The sequence below is a fragment of the Promicromonospora alba genome, assembly GCF_042654905.1.
GTDB lineage: Bacteria > Actinomycetota > Actinomycetes > Actinomycetales > Cellulomonadaceae > Promicromonospora > Promicromonospora alba.
Genome location: NZ_JBHSFI010000004.1, coordinates 856,942 through 875,727 on the forward strand (window position 1 = coordinate 856,942; position 18,786 = coordinate 875,727).

The 18,786-nt window shown below is 67.9% G+C and carries 14 protein-coding genes; 1 reads left to right on the forward strand and 13 read right to left on the reverse strand.

Annotated features, from left to right (window positions below; translation table 11 throughout):
• Positions 1–25: 25 nt before the first annotated feature.
• The 3 genes from ACFO6V_RS14765 to ACFO6V_RS14775 all read right to left on the reverse strand — a co-directional run bounded on the left by ACFO6V_RS14765 (position 26) and on the right by ACFO6V_RS14775 (position 4,070).
• Positions 26–799, reverse strand: a complete 774-nt coding sequence (locus tag ACFO6V_RS14765; RefSeq protein WP_377136548.1) for a DUF305 domain-containing protein — start codon at positions 797–799, stop codon at positions 26–28.
• A 218-nt stretch (positions 800–1,017) separates the two neighbouring features.
• Positions 1,018–2,328: an LVIVD repeat-containing protein gene (locus ACFO6V_RS14770; protein ID WP_377136549.1), complete on the reverse strand. Its 1,311-nt coding sequence runs from the start codon at positions 2,326–2,328 to the stop codon at positions 1,018–1,020.
• Between the two features lie 311 nt (positions 2,329–2,639).
• The gene (locus ACFO6V_RS14775; RefSeq protein WP_377136550.1) at positions 2,640–4,070 is read right to left on the reverse strand and encodes an LVIVD repeat-containing protein; all 1,431 of its coding nucleotides are present in this window, start codon (positions 4,068–4,070) and stop codon (positions 2,640–2,642) included.
• A gap of 215 nt (positions 4,071–4,285) precedes the next feature.
• On the opposite strand from ACFO6V_RS14775, the gene ACFO6V_RS14780 reads away from it, so the two are divergent.
• Positions 4,286–5,002 (forward strand): DUF305 domain-containing protein, encoded by a 717-nt coding sequence (locus ACFO6V_RS14780; protein ID WP_377136620.1) that lies wholly within the window; start codon positions 4,286–4,288, stop codon positions 5,000–5,002.
• Positions 5,003–5,075: 73 nt separating this feature from the next.
• Here ACFO6V_RS14780 and ACFO6V_RS14785 read toward each other — a convergent pair whose 3' ends face one another.
• From ACFO6V_RS14785 to ACFO6V_RS14830, 10 genes are all read right to left on the reverse strand, one after another.
• Positions 5,076–7,535, reverse strand: a complete 2,460-nt coding sequence (locus tag ACFO6V_RS14785) for a hypothetical protein (protein WP_377136551.1) — start codon at positions 7,533–7,535, stop codon at positions 5,076–5,078.
• Positions 7,536–7,910: 375 nt separating this feature from the next.
• A complete protein-coding gene (locus tag ACFO6V_RS14790) occupies positions 7,911–8,777 on the reverse strand; it encodes a carbohydrate ABC transporter permease (RefSeq protein ID WP_377136552.1) in 867 nt (288 codons plus the stop codon).
• Positions 8,774–9,670: a carbohydrate ABC transporter permease gene (locus ACFO6V_RS14795; RefSeq protein WP_377136553.1), complete on the reverse strand. Its 897-nt coding sequence runs from the start codon at positions 9,668–9,670 to the stop codon at positions 8,774–8,776. Before ACFO6V_RS14795 ends, ACFO6V_RS14790 begins: the two co-directional genes overlap by 4 nt.
• Before the next feature lie 15 nt (positions 9,671–9,685).
• Positions 9,686–11,089, reverse strand: a complete 1,404-nt coding sequence (locus ACFO6V_RS14800) for an ABC transporter substrate-binding protein (protein WP_377136554.1) — start codon at positions 11,087–11,089, stop codon at positions 9,686–9,688.
• Between the two features lie 218 nt (positions 11,090–11,307).
• On the reverse strand, positions 11,308–11,757 hold the full coding sequence (gene rplI / locus ACFO6V_RS14805; RefSeq protein WP_377136555.1) for a 50S ribosomal protein L9: 450 nt from the start codon (positions 11,755–11,757) through the stop codon (positions 11,308–11,310).
• 17 nt (positions 11,758–11,774) lie between these two features.
• Positions 11,775–12,011, reverse strand: a complete 237-nt coding sequence (gene rpsR, locus ACFO6V_RS14810) for a 30S ribosomal protein S18 (RefSeq protein ID WP_116673133.1) — start codon at positions 12,009–12,011, stop codon at positions 11,775–11,777.
• Positions 12,012–12,090: 79 nt separating this feature from the next.
• Positions 12,091–12,642, reverse strand: a complete 552-nt coding sequence (locus ACFO6V_RS14815) for a single-stranded DNA-binding protein (protein WP_116673132.1) — start codon at positions 12,640–12,642, stop codon at positions 12,091–12,093.
• 110 nt (positions 12,643–12,752) lie between these two features.
• Positions 12,753–13,043 (reverse strand): 30S ribosomal protein S6, encoded by a 291-nt coding sequence (gene rpsF / locus ACFO6V_RS14820; protein WP_207775488.1) that lies wholly within the window; start codon positions 13,041–13,043, stop codon positions 12,753–12,755.
• 214 nt (positions 13,044–13,257) lie between these two features.
• On the reverse strand, positions 13,258–15,705 hold the full coding sequence (locus ACFO6V_RS14825; protein WP_377136556.1) for a transglycosylase domain-containing protein: 2,448 nt from the start codon (positions 15,703–15,705) through the stop codon (positions 13,258–13,260).
• A 330-nt stretch (positions 15,706–16,035) separates the two neighbouring features.
• Complete coding sequence (locus tag ACFO6V_RS14830; RefSeq protein ID WP_377136557.1) at positions 16,036–18,600, reverse strand: transglycosylase domain-containing protein; 2,565 nt, start codon at positions 18,598–18,600, stop codon at positions 16,036–16,038.
• Positions 18,601–18,786: the final 186 nt, after the last annotated feature.

Consider the following 18,786-nt stretch of genomic DNA (forward strand, 5'->3'; position numbering starts at 1 on the left):
TCCGCGCCCTGACCGGCTGGCTCGGTTACGAGCCGGAGCCGTCGTTGGAGCCCGGCCCGCCGATCGCCGCGAGCGCGTCGCGGACCTCCTCCACCTCGACGCGGATGGCGTCGGCCTCGGCCTGCGCCAGCGCGATCGCCTCGGCGTCCTCGCCCCCGGTGATCTCCTGGTCGGCCGGCTGCAGCCCGCCGTAGTGGTGCTCCACGAGCGCGGCGAGCAGAGCGATGTCGAAGTCCTGCGCGTGGAGCGCGGCGATCCCGTTCACCTGCTCGTCGGTGAGCATGCCGTGGCTCCCGCCCTCGTGCGAGTGCGCGGTCGCGCCCGCACGGGGCCCGCTGCCGTCGTCGGGCAGCTCGGTCGTCAGGCCGTCCTCGGCCAGCGCGAGCGCCTCCCGGCCTGCCACCGGCACCGGGATGTCCCGCGCCTCGAGCCACGCGGCGAGGTCCTCGACCCGGCCGGCGGAGGCCTCGCCCACCTCGACCGCGAGGGCGAGCACCTCGTCGTCGGTGGACCGGCCGGGCGCGAGCGCCGTCAGCTGGACCGCCTGCGCGTTGTGCTCGATCGCGACGGCGGCGTAGGTGGCGTCCGCGTCCGAGTAGCCGGCGGCCTTCTGCTTGGCCGGGACCAGCACGCCGAGCCAGAGCAGCAGGGCCAGCACGACGGCGAGCCCGCCGGCGAGCACCGCCCCCATGAGCCGGAGGCGGCGGCGCAGCCCGTACTCCGGCGTCGGCCGCTCCGCGTCAGGCACGCTGCCCGACGGCGGGGTGGTCTCCTCGGTCGTCGAGTCCTGGGGCGTCATGTCCGGGAGGTTCCCATACAAAGCCCTGGTCGCGCCATCACGGAAAACCCTCACACGAGACCCAAACTCCTCCGCCGAGGTAGAACCAGGGCGATGTAGAACTGAGGCGAAGCAGAGCCAGGGCGAGATAGAACTCTGGCGGGCTGTGGTTCTACTTCGCCCGAGTTCTATCTCGCCCTGGTTCGATCTCGCTCTGGTGCTACCTCAGCAGTGTGGGGTCAGTAGCCGTACGACTCCTGCATCTGCGGGTTCAGGCTGTACTGCTTGACCCGCTCGGCCCGACCGTCGATCGAGTCGTCGATGTCGAACGTGTCGAACCCGATGCCGAGGTCGTTCGAGTAGGCGTACCCGTTGTAGTAGTACGTCGACCAGGTGCCGCCGCTGCTCAGGCCCTCACCGCGGTCGAACCACGCGAGCTCGCGCGGGTTGTCCGAGTCGGTGAAGTCGAAGACGGAGACGCCGCCCTGGTACCAGGACTGGACCATGATGTCCTTGCCCTTGACCGGGATCAGCGAGCCGTTGTGCGCGACGCAGTTCTCCGCGGCCGTGTTGATCCGCGGGATCTTGTAGTACGACGCGAACTCCAGCTCCTTCTTGCCGTACCAGGAGCGCTTGATGTCGTAGATGCCGTTGGCGCCCAGCTCCGGCGCGTACTCGTCGGTGCAGGTCGCGAGACCGCCGCCACCGAGCTCGTCGGTGAAGACCACCTTGGTGGCGTCGTTGTTGAACGTGGCCGAGTGCCAGAACGCGAAGTTCACCGTGTCCCGGACCTGGCTGATCACGCGGGGCCGCTCACGGTCCTTGATGTCCATCAGGATGCCGTCGCCCATGCACGCACCGGCCGCCAGGTCGTACTTGGCGTAGGTGGTGATGTCGTGGCAACCGCTCGTCGTCGAGGCCCGGCGGGCGGGGTCACCCTCGTAGCCGCCGTCCGGGAACAGGTTCGGCGTGGCGACCAGCTTGGCCGACGTCGGGTTCTTCAGCGGGATCTTCACGATCGAGACGAAGTCGTGCGGCGGCTGGCAGTCCGGGTACGTCGCGTTCGGCGAGTACGACGACACGTAGGCGTAGAGGTTCCGGCCGTCCTTGGCCGGAGCGAGCGAGTGCGTGTGCGAACCGCACTCCGTCTCGATCGACTTGATGTACTCCGGTGCGAGCGGGTTCGAGATGTCCCAGATCTTGATGCCTTCCCAGGCCGCCTTCTCCGTGGCGGGGAGGGACGTCGAGGCGCACGAGTCGTCGCTGCGCGACGAGTCGGTCGACAGCACCAGCAGGTTCTTGTAGACCGAAACGTCGTTCTGCGAACCCGGGCAGTACACCTGGACGACCTGCTCGGGGTTCTCCTTGTCCGTCAGGTCGTAGACAGTGAAGCCGTCGTAGTTGCCGGCGAACGCGTACTTGCCCTGGAACGCGATGTCCGAGCCCGTGCCCTGCAGCGCACCGTTCTTGGGCTGGTTGCTGAGGTGGGTCATGTTCGAGGACTGCGTCTCGCCCGGCGGCACGTCCGGCTCGGCGACGGATGCCGCCACGGGCCCTGCCAGTGCCACCGTCGCCGCAGCGAAGAACGCTGTCAGGGCGACGCCAGTGGCACCCCGGACGCGAGATCGGGTAAAGGTTGGACGACGCACGGGCGTCACACCTCCTAGGTCGGTTGAGGCAGTGTCGCTCACAGCAACCTCTCAGTACCAGGACTCTTGGTGTTTTTTTACACAGTGGTGACAATTGCCCCAAGCGACGCAAGACTGCCCGACGGCGGACGGGGCACCTTCCGTACGGAAAGCACCCCGCCGCCGTCGGGCAGCTTGGTACGCCGGAGCCGGCGCGCCTCTACGCGGACGCGTCAGCGGCCGAACGACTCCTGCATCTGCGGGTTCAGGGACGGGAGCCGCACCTTCTCGGCCTTCCCGTCGATCGAGTCGGCGATCTCGAAGGTGTCGAAGCCGATGTCGAGGTCGTTCGAGTAGGCGTAGCCGTTGTAGTAGTACGTGGACCACGTACCGCCGTTGCTCACGCCCTCACCCCGGTCGAACCACGCGAGCTCGCGCGGGTTGCGGGAATCGGTGAAGTCGAACACGGAGACGCCGCCCTGGTACCAGGACTGGACCATGATGTCCTTGCCCGGCACCGGGATCAGCGAGCCGTTGTGCGCCACACAGTTCTCGTTCTCCGTGTTGATCCGCGGGATCTTGTAGTACGACTTGAAGACGAGGTCCTTCTCACCGTACGGCTTGCGCTTGATGTCGTAGATACCGTTGGCGCCCAGCTCCGGCGCGTACTCGTCGGTGCAGGTCGCGAGACCGCCACCGCCGAGCTCGTCCGTGAACACGACCTTGGTGGCGTCGTCGTTGAAGGTCGCCGAGTGCCAGAACGCGAAGTTCTCGGTGTCCCGGACGCGGTCGATCACCCGGGGGCGCTCACGGTCCGAGATGTCCATCAGGATGCCGTCGCCCATGCACGCACCGGCCGCCAGGTCGTACTTGGCGTAGGTGGTGATGTCGTGGCAACCGCTGGTCGCCCAGCCCTCGCCGTTGGGGTCGCCCTTGTAGCCGCCGCCCGGGAACAGGTTCGGCGTCGAGACGACACGGGCCGACTCCGGCGAGCTCAGCGGGACCTTCACGATCGAGATCTTGTCGTGGGGCGGCTGGCAGTCCGGGAACGCCTTGGCCGGGAAGTACGAGGAGACGTACACGTACAGGTCCCGCTTGTTCTTGGACGGGGCCAGGGAGTGCGTGTGCGAACCGCAGTCGGTCTCGACGGACTGGACGTACTTCGGCTTCCGCGGGTTGGAGATGTCCCAGACCTTGATGCCTTCCCAGGCCGCCTTCTTGGTCTCGGGGAGCGCCTTCGACTTGCACGAGTCGTCGCTGCGCGACGCGTCCGTCGACAGGATCAGGATGTTCTCGTAGACGGAGATATCGTTCTGGCCGCCCGGGCAGCGGACCTGGACCACCTGCTCGGGGTTCTCCGGATCGGACAGGTCGTAGACGGTGAAGCCGGCGTAGTTGCCCGCGAACGCGTACTTGCCCTGGAACGCGAGGTCCGAGCCCGTGTCCCGCAGGGCGCCGTTCTTGGGCTGGTTGCTCAGGTGCTTGATCTTCGAGGACTCGGTCTTGCCCGGGGGTACGTCCGGGTCTGCCGAGGACGTCGAGGTCGTGCCGGCGACGAACTCCTCCGCCGTGCCGTCGCCGGGCGAGGCCAGGCTCGGTGCCGCGCCGGCGAGCATTGTCGCCGTGAGTGCTGCCGCGAGGGCGACAGCCGCGGCGCCCCGCACATGCGATCGGGTAAGGGTTGGACGACGCAAGGGCGTCACACCTCCTAGGTCGGTATAGGCAGTTTGACCCACAGTGTTCTCCCAGCACCACGAATTTAGGGCCCTCTTTTTACACAGTGGAGACAAATTGCCTGGCAGGATCGTCGCGTGCCGCCAACTGTCGGAGTCCGGAGACCCGGACGCGACGGCACGTACGAGAGGATCGCCCCGTGGAGATGCTGACAGGTACCGCCCGACGGTCGCGCTTCCGCGCGGTCGCTTCCGGCCTCGCCGTCCTGATGCCGCTCACTCTCGGCCTGGCCGGCTGCACCGGGCCGGCCGACGAGCCGGAGCCGGTGTCGACGCCCAGCTCCGTGGTGCTGCAGCCGGGGAAGCCCGGTGAGAAGAACGAGACGATCGCCCCCGAGGACTACAAGGGGTCGCCCGCCCAGGCACAGTTCTCGAAGGGCGACGCCGACTTCCTGAGCGACATGATCGTGCACCACACGCAGGCGATCGAGATGTCCGGGCTGGTTCCGGAGCGGAGCGACTCGGAACAGCTGCAGAAGTTCGCCGCGCGGATCGACGTCGTGCAGGACAGCGAGATCGACCTCATGTCCGGCTGGCTCGAGGAGAACGAGTACACGGTGCCGCTCACCGCGGAGGCCGGCGACGGCTCCGGCCCGCGGACCTCAGGGCACGGGCACGACACCGACGACATGCCCGGGATGCTGACCGACGCGGAGATGGCGGCGCTCGAGAAGGCGTCCGGGACCGAGTTCGACAGGCTGTTCCTCAAGGGCATGATCAAGCATCACGAGGGTGCGCTCACCATGTGCGAGGAGGTCGCCGGGTCGGGCAGCGAGGAGCGGGTCCTCGAGCTGGCGACCAACATCGCGGCCGACCAGATGGCGGAGATCGACCGGATGGCGAACATGCTCTCCGAGCTGTGAGCGGCACCTGACACGAGATCGCCGGGACAGAGCGGTCGGCTCTGCCCCGGCGATCCGTGGTGATCGGTGCTGATCAGGCGCGACGGCGGTTCTGCAGGATCAGACCGGCGATAGCTGCCAGCAGACCGAGCGCCGCAGCGATGATGACGCCGATGCCCACCGCACCCAGCGGCGCATCGCCGACCTTGGTCTGGAGCTCACCGGTGCCGTCGGACAGCTGCGTCGTTCCGGACGCCAGCTCCGTGGTGCCGGTGGCCAGCCTGCCGGAACCGTCAGCGAGCAGCTGCGTCCCGTCGGCGAGGTCGGTGGCCCCGGTCGCCAGCGTCTGCGTGCCGTCGGCGAGGGCGCCTGTGCCGTCGACGAGGGTGCGGGTGCCCTTCCGGGCGTCCTCCAGCCCGTCGCGGACCTTGACCGACCCGTCGGCCAGGCGCTGCGACTTCGCGACCTTCGGGACCACGCGGTCGCGCACCTCGATGATGCCGTCGACAAGCTTGCCTGAGCCGGTGTGCAGCTGACCGACACCCGAGACCAGCTCCCCCGACCCGGTGTGGAGCTTGCCGACACCGGAGACCAGACCCGGTGTCTTCGATGCCAGGTCGGCGTTGCCGCCGGCCACCTGTGTTGCACCCGCGAGCAGCGCAGGCAGACCGCCCTTGAGCTTACCCGTGCCAGCCGCAAGATCGGCGTTACCGACGGCGACCCGCTGGGCGCCAGAGAGCAGCGCAGGCAGACCGCCCTTGAGCTTACCCGTGCCAGCCGCAAGATCGGCGTTACCGACGGCGACCCGCTGGGCACCGGAAAGCAGCGCCGGCAGACCACCCTTGAGCCGGCCCGTACCCGCCGCAAGATCGGCATTACCGACGGCGACCTGGGAGGCGCCCGTGACCAGGGCCGGAGTCTTCTGCGCCAGCTCGGCGTTACCGCCGGCAAGCTGCCCACTGCCCGCGACGAGAGTCGAGCTGCCCTCGTATGCCGAGCCTACGCCGGCCACGTACTTCTCCACGCCCGGCACGAGCTGCCCGAATCCGGCGTGGAGGGAAGCACTGCCGTCCTTGACCTGCTCTGAGCCTGCGGCGAGACGACCTGCCCCGTCCGAGAGGGTGTCGATACCCGAGGCGACCTGCTGGACACCACCAGACACCTGCCCTGCCCCCTTGGCCACGGCCGCCGAACCGTTCGCGACCGCCGATGCCCCTGCGGAGAGAGTCCCGAGCTTGCCACCGAGGTCCGCCGCGCCATCCTTGGCCTGACCAGCCCCCGTCGCGACCTGCCCGGCTCCAGCAGCCAACCCGCCGGCCGATGCCGCGAGCCCTTGGAGCTGCTGCTTGAGAGCGGGGTCGTCAGTTGTCCCGGCAAGTTCCGTCAACTTCGACTGAAGGGCCTGATTCCCGCCCTGAACCTGCTGCGCGCCACCGACGAGATCACCAAGCTTCGCAGCGAGGGTCTCCGCGCCGCCCTGCGCCATGGCGGCGCCGTCCGCTACGGGTGCAGCGCCCGCCGCCACGTTCTTGGCGCCCGCTGCGGTTTCGGCCGCGCCCTGCGCGAGTGTGGGCGCAGCGGCGTCGAGTTGCTGCAGACCGGCGTTGAGCTGGTCGGCTCCGGCGTCCAGCGTCGATGCGCCGGTGGCCAGGTTGCCCGCACCGCCCTGGAGCGAGGAGACCCCGCCCAGGATGGTGCTGTTGCTCGCGGCCAGCTGCGACAGCCCGGTGTTCAGCGTCTGGCTACCGGCGAACACTCGTGAGGAACCATCGGCAAGCTGGGTAGCAGCCGTATCGACCAGGCCGGCTCCCGCAGCGACACCCTGCGATCCGGACGCCAGCAGACGCGCACCCGCGTCGAGCGGAGTCACGCCGTCGCTCACCTTCGCGACACCAGCCTGCAGCTCTCCAGAACCAGCAGCCAACAGACGCGCACCCGCGTCGAGCGGAGTCACGCCGTCGCTCACCTTCGCGACACCGGCCCGCAGCTCTCCAGAACCAGCAGCGAGCTGACGTGCACCCGCATCAAGCGGGCTGACACCCTCGCTGACTGTCGCAACGCCTGCTGCGACCAAGAGGGATCCACCGGCGAGCCGCTCGGCCCCGTCCGCCAGCTCGGGCGCCGCCGCATTCAGCTGACCAAGACCCTCGTTCAGCGTCCTTGACCCGCCGCTCAACTGACCAAGGCCGTCATTCAGCCTCGTCGAGCCGGCAGTCAGCAGCAGCGATGCATCGGCCAGGTCGGACACGTCCTCCGCCGTCTCGGCGGTGCCGTCCGCGATCTTCTTCGACCCGTCGTGCAGCTTGACCACGCCCGCGCGCAGCTCGGCGGCCCCGGCATCAAGCTGCCCGGCACCGTCAGCGAGCTTCTCGACACCCGGCACGACCTCGTCCTGCACGCCGTCGTTGAGCTCTACGGCTCCGGCGCTGAGCTCGTCGACGCCGGAGACCAGACTGGTCTGGACACCGTCGTTCACCTCGCCCGCGCCGTCAGCCAGCTGATCCGCGCCGGACGCGACCTGGCCCTGGAACACGAGCATGAAGGCCGTGGCCACGATCGCGCCGACAAGCAGGAAGGCCAGACCTACCGCTATCAAGATCGTTGGTGCTGGCCCTGGTTGTGCTGGTCGGGATGCGTGCAACTGCGTCATCGGTTCGCCTCTCGCTCCGCGGGCACCGTCGCCCCGCGAAAAAGTTGTCCAACCGGCGCCACCGCCGGGCTCGCCGCCGTTGGCGAGCACGAAGCCCGTCATCTCGGGCGTCTGGGCTGAACGTACCGGCGGTTGACGCTCCGGGGAACGCTCTATTGATCACAACTCAGTAAAACGGGGAAAGATCACCCGCCGACGCCGATCCGGGAAACTCATCAACCAAGCCGCGCGGTCGGACGTGGCTGCGCCCCCGCGGAAACGCCCGCAGCCGTCTTGGCGCTAGCCCTTGTCCGCGCCGGCGGTCAGCCCTTCGGTGAGGGCGCGCTCGGCCACCCCGTACAGGATCACGATCGGCACCGTGAGGAGCACGCTGCCCGCCATGAGCACCGTCTTCGACACCTCCTGGCCGTCGGCGAGCCGCGTCAGCCCGAGCGACACCGTCCACAGGTCCTGCTTCGCGGACAGGAACAGGAGCGCGAACAGGAACTCGTTCCAGGCGATCATGAACGAGTACAGCGCCGTCGACATGATCGTGGGCATCGCCAGCGGCACGGTGATGCGCGTCAGGATCTGGAGGCGTGACGCGCCGTCGATCACTGCCGCCTCGTCTATCGACTCAGGGATGCCGGCGAGATAGTTGCGCAGCATGTGCACGGAGACCGGGACGGTCAGGGCGACGTACGCGATCACCAGCCCCACCAGGGACGATCCCAGACCCAGCACCTGGAAGCCGACGAACACCGGCACCGCGATGATGATCGTCGGGAACAGGTAGACGGCAAGGAACAGCCACGAGACCTGTGAGCGCCCGGCGAACCGCAGGCGCGTCAGCGCGTACGACGCCGGGACCACCAGCACGACGGTCAGCGCAGAGGCCCCGACCGCAACGATCGCGGAGTTGCGCATGAACCGCGCGAACCCGTACCCGCCGTCCTCCTCCGAGGCCAGGACCTCGCGATAGGTCTCGGTGGTGATCCGGTCGAGCGCCGGCAGCACGCGCAACGGGTCGCGCAGCAGGTCGTCTATCCGCACGAAGCTCAGCGAGAGCATGTAGACGAACGGCACCACGGTGGCCACGACGAGTCCCACGATCACTACTACCCGCAGCACGCGCAGCACGCTGGTCTGGACTGTCACCGCGCTCATCGCGCCTCCCTCTGCCTGGCCGTCAGGCGTAGGTAGATCGCCAGCGCGACGCCGAGGAACACGGCCATCACTGCGGCGGTCGCGCTGGCGCCCCCGATGTCGCTCGACCCGGTGAGCTGCTCGAACACCCGCACGGACGCCACCTGAGTGCCGGCCGCACCGCCGGTGAGCAGGTAGACGTCGTCGAACTCGTTGAACGCCATGACCATGCGGAACAGCACCAGTAGGGCGACCGTGGGCAGCAGCTGGGGCAGCACCACGAACCAGAACTTCTGGAGCGGTGTGGCGCCGTCGACCACTGCGGCCTCCTCGATCTCGCGGCTGAGGCCCGTCAGGGCCGCACCGAGGAACATGAACGCGAACGGGAAGTAGCGCCAGATGTCGTAGACGATGACCGTGAGCAGGGCGGTGGGCGCGGACGAGAGGAAGTTGACCGGATGCTCCCAGCCGAGCACCTGGGTGCCGAACGCGTTCACCACGCCGTACTGCGGGTTCAGGGCCACCTGCCACACGAACGTGGTGGCCACGACCGGCGCGACATAGGGGAGCAGCATCACCGCACGCAGCGGCGCCCGGAAACGGAAGCGGTCCCGGAACGCGAGCGCGGCCACCAGACCCACGGTGATCGACCCGGCGGTGGTCGCGACCGAGTACTCGACGGTGGTGAGCAGCGCCTGCCAGAACGCCGGGGCCGTGAGGACGTCGACGTAGTTGTCGAGCGTGAGCTCGTTGAACAGGCCGTTGCGGGCCACGTCCACGTAACGTGCGTCCTGGAAGGACAGCACCACCGTCCACACGATGGGGACGACGATGATCGCGGCCACCACCAGGACCACGGGGACGACGAGCGCGATCCCGTCCCGGTTCTCGGTCCCCCGCAGCTTGGACGTCATCCCGAACCCCGGGTCCTAGTCGCGGGACGCTATGTCGGCTACGGCGTCCTGCATCGTCGTCTGGGCCTCGGCCGCATCGGTGGTGCCTGACCCGAGGTCGGCCGCGGCCTTCGCGAGCGGCAGCTCGCTCGTGATCGGGCCGAGGAGCGCGCCCTGGCCCTGCGGGAGTGCCCAGCGGTCCGCCGACTCGGGGGCCGCCGCGAGCGTGTCGGTCACCTCGGCCGGCCAGACGTCGGAGAATGTCTTCTTGGCGTCGACGCCGATCTCCAGCTCGGACCACGCGTCGGTGTACTCGGTGGGGTTGTCGGCGGTGCCGGTCCGCACGGGCACCTTGCCCTCCGGCGCCATCGCCAGCCAGTCCACGTACGCGTCGGACATCATGTACTCGACGAAGTCGGCGGTCTCAGGGTCCGCGCCATCGGTAATGCCCCACGACACGAGCTCCACGTACCCGGCGGCTTCGCCACCCGCTGACGGACCCTCGACCACGGGGACCACTGCAGTGTTCTCGGCGAGCCAGCCCGGGTCGTCGCCGCACTCGTCGCACGACGGCGTGAACTCCTCCCGCAGCCCGGCCATCTCGTCGAGCAGGAACGACGACCACACGGTCATCGCCGCCTGCCCGGCGAAGTAGGTGGAACGGGAGGACTCGACACCCTGGGTGCCGTCCGGCGAGAAGTCGCCGGCCAGGTCCGCGTAGAGCCCTATCGTCTCGGTGCACTCCGGGCTGTCGAGGGTCGCCGTGCCGGCGTCGTCGACGAGCTCGCAGCCGTTGCCCTGCGCCAGGAACTCCAACGTCTGCTGCGTGAACGGGTCAGCCGCGTCGGTGGCCAGCGTGATGCCGTGCCGACCCTCCGTCGTGAGCTCCTCGGCCGCCGTCCGCAGGTCGTCGTACGTGGCGGGCGGCTCCAGGCCGGCCTCCTCGAAGAGGTCGGTGCGGTAGTAGACCAGCATCGGCCAGGCGTCCGAGGGTACGGCGAGCAGCTCGTCGCCGTCGCTGCTCAGCTCGAGGGCCGACGACGTGAACGTGTCCTTACCGAGCGCCTCGACCACCTCGGCGGCGGCGTCGCGGTCGAGGTAGCCGTCGCGGTCGAAGGCCCGGACCAGCCCGGGGCTGATCGCGTTGACGACGTCCGGCATGTCGTCGCCGGACAGCGCCGCGGCGGACAGGAGCTGCGATACCTGGTCCTCCTCGACCGGCACGAGATCGGTCTCGATTCCGGACTGCTCGGACCAGGCGGCCATCGCCTCCTCCTGGATGGCGAGGCGTTCGGGCTGGGTCTCGACGGTCCAGACGGTGACCATGCCGTCGGACTCGGGGCCGCCGCTACCGCAGGCGGTGAGCGTGAGGGCCATGGTGGCGGCCGTGGTAGCTGCGATCGTCAGGCGGACCGCAGCCGCCCGGTTCTGCCGGAACATGGCATCTCCTCGCCATCGAGTGAGTAGACCTGGCACCCAGGTTTAGCCCATTGGCAAGAAATGTTCAAGGAATTACCGCGAAACGTCGCGCAAGGCGGCGCCGACGCCGCGCACACGAGAGGCCCCGGCTCCCCACAGGGGGAACCGGGGCCTCTCGCGATCAAGCGATCACGCAGTCAGACAGTCACTCGCAGTCAGACACTCAACTGAGCGTCAGCTCAGTCGGCGACGACCTTCACACCGATCTTGGCCGACACCTCAGGGTGCAGGCGGATCGACACGGTGAAGTCACCGGTCGTCTTGATGGACTGACCGATCTCGATCTTGCGCTTGTCGACGGACGGGCCTCCGGCAGCGGAGACCGCACCGGCGATGTCCGCCGTGGTCACCGCACCGAACAGACGGCCACCAGGGCCGGCGTTCGCCGCGACGACGACAGGCTTCGCGGACAGCGAGGCGGCCAGGGCCTTCGCCTCGTCCAGCGATGCGATCTCGCGGCTCTTGCGAGCCTTACGGATCGCGTTGATGTCGGACTCGGCGCCCTTGGTCCAGGGCGTCGCCAGCGAACGCGGGATGAGGAAGTTACGGGCGTACCCGTCCTTCACCTCAACCACGTCGCCGGGCTCACCCAGGCCGGTCACCTCGTGGGTCAGGATCAGCTTTGCCATTGTTCTCGATCCCTTCCTCAGCGAGCCGTCGACGTGTACGGGAGAAGGGCCATCTCGCGGGCGTTCTTCACGGCCTTCGCGATCTGACGCTGCTCCTGCACGGAGACACCAGTGACACGACGCGCACGGATCTTTCCGCGGTCAGAGATGAACTTGCGCAGGAGCGCCGTGTCCTTGTAGTCGATGTTGTGGATCTTCGCCGACTTGAGCGGGTTGATCTTCTTCTTGGGCTTGCGCACCACAGGCTTTGCCATGGTGTTGCTCCTTTGTCAGGTGCTGCTCACCCGGCCTGGCGGGCCGTGCGAGCAAAAAGAATGAACGTGGGGATGTCGATCAGAACGGCGGGTCGTCCGAGAACGAACCACCGGACGACGCCGGGCCTGCCGTGGCCCACGGGTCGTCATTGCTCTGACCGCCACCGGAAGAACTGAATCCTCCACCGGAGCCGCCACCCTGCTGGGCACCGCCACCGTTGAAGCCACCGCCGCCACCGCCACCGAAGCCGCCGCCACCACCGGACCGCTGGGCCCGGGTGACCTTGGCCGTGGCGTAGCGCAGGGACGGACCGATCTCGTCCACCTGCAGCTCGACAACGGTTCGCTTCTCGCCCTCACGGGTGTCGTAGGAGCGCTGGACCAGGCGACCCTGCGCGATGACGCGCGTGCCCTTGGTCAGCGACTCCGCGACGCTCTCCGCGGCCTCACGCCAGATCGAGCAGCGCATGAACAGGGTTTCCCCGTCCTTCCACTCGTTGCTCTGGCGGTCGAAGGTTCGCGGGGTCGACGCCACCGTGAAGTTGGCGACCGCAGCACCTGAAGGGGTGAAGCGCAGCTCAGGGTCCCCGGTAAGGTTCCCGATCACTGTGATGACAGTTTCACCAGCCATGCCAATTCCTCGATTCAGTCGACGTTCCGTACGCGGTATCCGGGTTCGCGGTGAATGCAACCACGAGACACTGACACTCGCGCGGGCGAAGAGGGGTCAGTTCGGACGACTCACTTGTCGCCGGTGCGCAGGATCTTGGTCCGGAGCACGACCTCGTTGAGGCCGAGCTGACGGTCCAGCTCCTTGGCGGTGGCAGACGTCGCGGTGAAGTCGACCACGGCGTAGATGCCCTCGGACTTCTTCTGAATCTCGAAGGCCAGACGGCGGCGCCCCCAGATGTCCACCTTGTCGACGGAGCCACCCTCGGTCGTGATGACCGACAGGTACTTGTCGAGCGACGGGGCAACGGTGCGCTCCTCGACCTCCGGGTCAAGGATCACCATCATTTCGTACTGACGCATGTGTATACCCACCTCCTCTGGTCTCAGCGGTCACGGTCGTTCCGTGACAGGAGGGTTCACAGCAAGGGCCAAGACTACCCGTCATGTGGACGACGGCGGAATCGAACGGCCGAGAGTCCTCTCACACCCGAGATCTCGGCGATCTCGGGGCGGCCGAGGGGCCGCCTCCAGCAGGAGACGGCCCCTCGGTCACGGGGTCACGGGGAGACGAGCGCTAGCCGCCACCTCCGCCACCTCCGCCGCCTCCGCCGCCGCCTCCGCCGCCGCCGTTGCCTCCGCCGCCCGTCGGTTCACCGGTCGGGAAGCCGATGTCGCCCGGCCCGGACGAGACGATCACCTGCACCGGGCTGCCGGCGGGCACCTCTGTACCCTCGGTCGGGTTGACCTGCATGACCACACCCTGCTCGACGTCCTCGGACGCCTGGTACTGGATGGCAGGCCGGAGCCCGGCGTTCCGGAGCTGGTTCCTGGCGTTGTTCTCGTCGCCACCGACCAGGCCGCCCGGCACCCTCGTCATTTCTTGAGCGGGTCCCTTCGAGACCTCGACCCGGATGTTCGTGCCACGGGGAACCTCCTGGCCCTCATGCTGCACCGAGACCACCATCCGGGCGGGCTGATCGCTGTCGACCTCCACCAGCACGGGGCGAAGGCCCAGCTCGGACAGCACCGCCGCGACTCCGTTGTACTGCTGCCCGACGAGCCCGACCGGGACCTCCACCTTGTCGTCCGGCGTCGGCGTCGGCGTCGGCGAGGGCGTCGGCGTCGGGGAGGGGGACGGGAGCGGCGGCACGTACTCCGGGAAGTCCACCACCTCCATGTCCCCGGTGATCTCCTTCATGTAATCGGTCCACGCCCAGACGGGCCAGGTGCCACCGGTCAGGCTGCCGCCCGCCCACTCGCCGAACGGCGTGATCTTGGCCTGCCCCTTGTTGTCCGGTGTCATCTGGTAGAGGCCGACGACCGTCGAGACCTGCGGGATGTAGCCGGCGAACCATGCGGACATGTTGCTGTTGGTGGAGCCGGTCTTGCCGGCGACCGGACGCGGGTTACCGTCCGGGCCGAGGAGCTCCTGCGCGGGCTTGCCCGAACCCTTCTCGACCACCTGCTGCAGCGCGTAGGTGGCCTTGGTCATCACCTCGGGCTCGATGGCCTGCACCCGCTCGTCACGCCACGCGTAGCGGACCTCGTCGCCGTCCTTCACGGAGTTCACCATGTGCGGCGTCGTCCGGGTACCCATCGCGGCGAACGTGGCGTAGGCACCCGCGAGGTCGACGGCGCGCACCGTGGAGGTGCCCAGCACGTTGGACAGCTCGGCGTTCGTGTCCCCCTTGGGAATCCCCGCCCTGATCGCGACGTCCTGTGTCTTCTGCGGTGTGATCTCCACGTTGAGCTGCGCGTAGACAGTGTTCACCGAGTTCGCCGTCGCGTCGATCAGGTCGATGTCGCCGAACGACTCGCCGCCGGGCTCGGTGCCGAAGTTGGTGAGCTCCTTCTCCTTCTCGACACCGTCGACCAGCTCGGTCCAGCCGTCGATCTGCATCGGGCTGTTTCCCGTGTAGTACTCGTTGAGCTCGTGGTCCTCTTCGAGCGCGCCGATCAAGGTGAACGGCTTGAACGTGGAGCCGCCCTGCGCCTTGCCGTCGGTGGCAGCGTTGAACTGCTTCTCCGCATAGTCCGCGCCGCCGTACAGGGCACGGATCGCGCCGTCCTTCGGGTCGATCGACACGATGGAGACGCCGAGCTCCTTCGATGCGGCGCCCTCACCCTCGTACGGGATCGTCCGCGCCGTCTTGACCGCGGCCTTCTGCCAGTTCGGGTTGATGGTGGTGTGGATCTCATAGCCGCCCTTCATGAGATCTTCCTCGGTGATCTCCGAGTTCGCGGCAAGCTCCTTGCGGACCTCTTCGAGCAGATACCCCACCTGGCCGGCACGCGACACCGGCTTGTACTCGATCGGCTCGGGGAACGTGGCCGACTTGCGCTCCTCTTGGGTGATCAGGCCTTGATCAGCCATGTTCTTCAGGACGCGAGCCCACTTCTGCTCGGCGACGGCGCGCGACCCCTCGCCGAAACGCGGGTCCCAGTACGACGGCGACGGGATGATCCCCACCAGCATCGCGGTCTCCGAGACGGTCAGTTCCGCAGCAGGCTTGTCGAAGTACGCCTTCGCCGCAGCCTCGAACCCATAGGCGCCGCGGCCCAGATAGATGCTGTTGACGTAGCCCTCGAGAATCTCGTCCTTCGACTTCTCCCGGTCCACCTTGACGGCCAGGATGATCTCGCGGAACTTGTCCGCGTACGAGGACTGTCCCGGCTCGAAATAGGTGTTCTCCACGTACTGCTGCGTCAGGGTCGACGCGCCCTGCCGGGTACCGCCGGTCACGTTGCTCACGAAGGCGCGGACGATGCCCAGGGGATCGACGCCGAAGTGGTTCCTGAAGTTCTGGTCCTCGGACGCGAGCACAGCCGCGGGTACGTGCGGCGGCAGCTCGTCGAGGGTGCGGATCGTGCGGTCCACCGCGGCGAACGTACCCATCACGCGGTTGTTCACGTAGTAGACGGTGGTGGTCTCCGAACCGATGGCGGCGTTCTCCTCGGGGATCGGGGTGCCGATCCACCCGGCCACGAAAACGCCCACCACGAGCGATATACCGGTCAGCATGGTGCCGACGACAACTCGCCACGACGGGACCCAGGCGCGGATCCCCGTGCGGTACGGCCGCGGGTAGTTCCAGACACCCCGCCGTCGTCGGGGAGTTTGCGGCCAGATCGGAGATGGACTCCTGTTCGCCACGTCTTCCTCGTTCCTCGTATCGGTCCAGTGATCGCACTGGGCCGAGGAAACGATAGAGGATCGATGTTCGCGGCAAGTAGTACAAACGCGGTTTCTCTGTGTACGCACCGTGTTCAAGCGGCGGTATCAACTGCATTTCACCCGGCCCGACGGCGGGCTCGGCCGGCGTCGGCCGAGCCCGTCCCCGCAGGTCGCGAGCTACCCGAAGATCCCGCCTCCGTCGCCACCGGACGGATCATCGGACGGGTCCCCGCCGCCCTCCGGAGGCCCGGTCGAGACGACGAGCGTCACCTCGCTGCCCACCGGCACCTCCTGCCCCTCGCCGGGGTTGACCGAGATCACCCGGCCCTCCGGCACGGTGTCGGACGGCTGCTCCTGGACGACCGGCGTCAGCTCGGCGGCCTGCAGCTGCCCCTCTGCGGAGCCCTGATCCTGGCCCGTCAGGCCGAAGGGCACCGTGGTGGTCTCCTCCTCGGCGGCAGATCCGTTCGAGACCTGGACCTGGATGGTGGTGCGGACCTCGACCTCCTGGCCGGCCTGGGCCACGTCGAGCACGGTGCCGGCCGGCTGGTCGCTGTCCACCCCCACCTGCGCGGGCACGAGATCCAGACCGGCGAGCGCCGAGGCGGCGTTGGGGTACTGCTCGCCGACGAGGTTGTCGGGTACGACGACCATCTCCACCTCCGGCTCCTCCGACTGGGAGGGCGAAGGAGAGGACGACGGCGACGGCGGCGCTACCGGGGCGGGCGGCGTGTACTCCGGGAACTGCTCGATCTCCATGCCCGCGGTCGCCTTGTTCATGTATTCGGTCCACGCCTTGGCGGGCCAGGAGCCACCGGTCATCCACTCGTAGCCGCCGAACGGCTGGACCTGCTCGTAGGTGTTCTTCTCGATGTCGTACTGGTACAGGCCGACCACCGTGGTGAGCTGGGGCACGAAGCCGGCGAACCACGCCGACTCGGTCTGCTGCGACGAGCCGGTCTTGCCCGCCGCCGGGCGGCGGGTCACGCCGTCGGGGCCCACGAGCTTCTGCGCTTCTATGCCGGACCCCTCCTCGACCACCTTCTCCAGCGCGTACGTCGTGGCGGCCATCACGTCGGGCTCGAACTCCTTCTCACGGGTGGTGTCGCCCTTGTCGACGACCTCGTCGCCCCTTCTCACCTCGGTCACCAGGTGCGGCGTGGTGCGGTAACCCTGCGCGGCGATCGTCGAGTAGGCGTGGGCGAGGTCGACGTTGGTGACGTAGTCCGTGCCGAGCACGTTCGCCAGGTTGTTCCTGATGACGCAGCAGTCGTTCGTCTCTGCGTTGTCGTCAGGTCGCGGGATGCCCAGGTCGTAGGCCACCTGAGCCGTCTTGTCCGGCCCGATCTCCTTGTTGAGCTGGCCGTACACCACGTTGACCGACTGCGCCGTCGCGTCCGCGAGGTCGATCCACCCGTACGACTTGTTGTCGAAGTTGCTCAGCGGGACGTCCGGGCCGTCGGTGTCGGTCTTCCAGCCCTCGATGGTCATGCCGTCCGTGCTGTCGTACTTCTTGGTGAGCGGGATGTCCTCCCGCAGCGCACCGATCAGCGTGAACGGCTTGAACGTCGAGGCGCCCTGCGCTCGGAAGGTCGCGGCGTTGGTCGGGTAGTCCGAATAGTTCGGCCCGCCGTACATCGCCTTGATCTCGCCGGTCTGCGGGTCGATCGACGTCAGTGACGCACGAGTGGAGTCGTCCGCGTCCTCGGGCAGCTCCATCGTCTCGTAGGCAGCGGCCTGCATCTTGCGGTCGATCGACGTGTGGATCTCGTAGCCGCGCTTCGTCAGCTGATCCTCGGAGATGCCGGCGCCGCCATCGGAGGTTGGCTGGGCGAGCTCCCTCGCCACCTGCTCCAGCAGGTATGCGGTCCGGCTGTCTCCCGAACCCTGCTTGTACTCCTGGAGCTTCGGGAACTGTGCGCTGTCCCGGTCCTCCTTGGTGATGTAGCCGTTCTCCAGCATCAGGTTCAGGGTTCGGTTCCAACGGATCTCAGCCTGCTTCTGCGCGCCCTCACCCTGCCGGGGATCCCAGTAGGTCGGGTTCGGGACGATGCCCGCGAGGAAGGCCGCCTGGGAGATCGTCATCTCCTTGGCCGAGTGACCGAAATACGCCTTGGACGCCGCCTCGACGCCATAGGCGCCCCTGCCCAGGTAGATCGTGTTGAGATACCCCTCGAGGATCTGGTCCTTCGACTTGTCCCGGTCGACCTTCAGCGCCAGCACCAGCTCGCGGAGCTTGTCGGCGTAGCTCGACTGGCCGGCCACGTAGTAGGTGTTCTCGACGTATTGCTGCGTCAGCGTGGAGGCGCCCTGCCGCGCACCGCCCGTGAAGTTGTTGACCGCCGCGCGGACGATGCCCAGCAGATCGATGCCCGGGTGGCTCTCGAACTTCGAGTCCTCCGACGAGATCACCGCCTGCCCGATGGACGGCGGCAGCTCGGACAGCTTCATGATCGTGCGGTCCTGGGCCGCGAACTTTCCGATGGGCGTGCCGTCGGAGTAGTACACGGTGGTCGTCTGCGACCCGACGTCCGGGTTCTCGGCCGGCACTTCCCACCCGAACCATCCGGCCACGAGGACGCCGGCCACGAGCGACGTGCCCGTCAGGAACGTGCCCACGACGACCCGCCACGACGGGACCCACGCGCGGAGCCCGGTGCGGTAAGGGCGGGGGTAGTTCCAGATTCCCTGCCGCCGTCGGGGAGTGTGCGGCCAGATCGGAGGGGGACTCCAGTTGGACACGTCAGCCTCTTCCTCGGTTCGACTTGCGCCCGTCGCCTGCGGTCGACACTTGCCACGGCGGACAAACCGAAACCATAGGGGATCACCCGCCTGCCCTAATAGCCCGAAACTGGTCACCGGACCCGCACACAGGCACTTCCCCCAGGGTCAGCCCAGTCCGTCTGCCCCTGCTTCACATTTCATCCA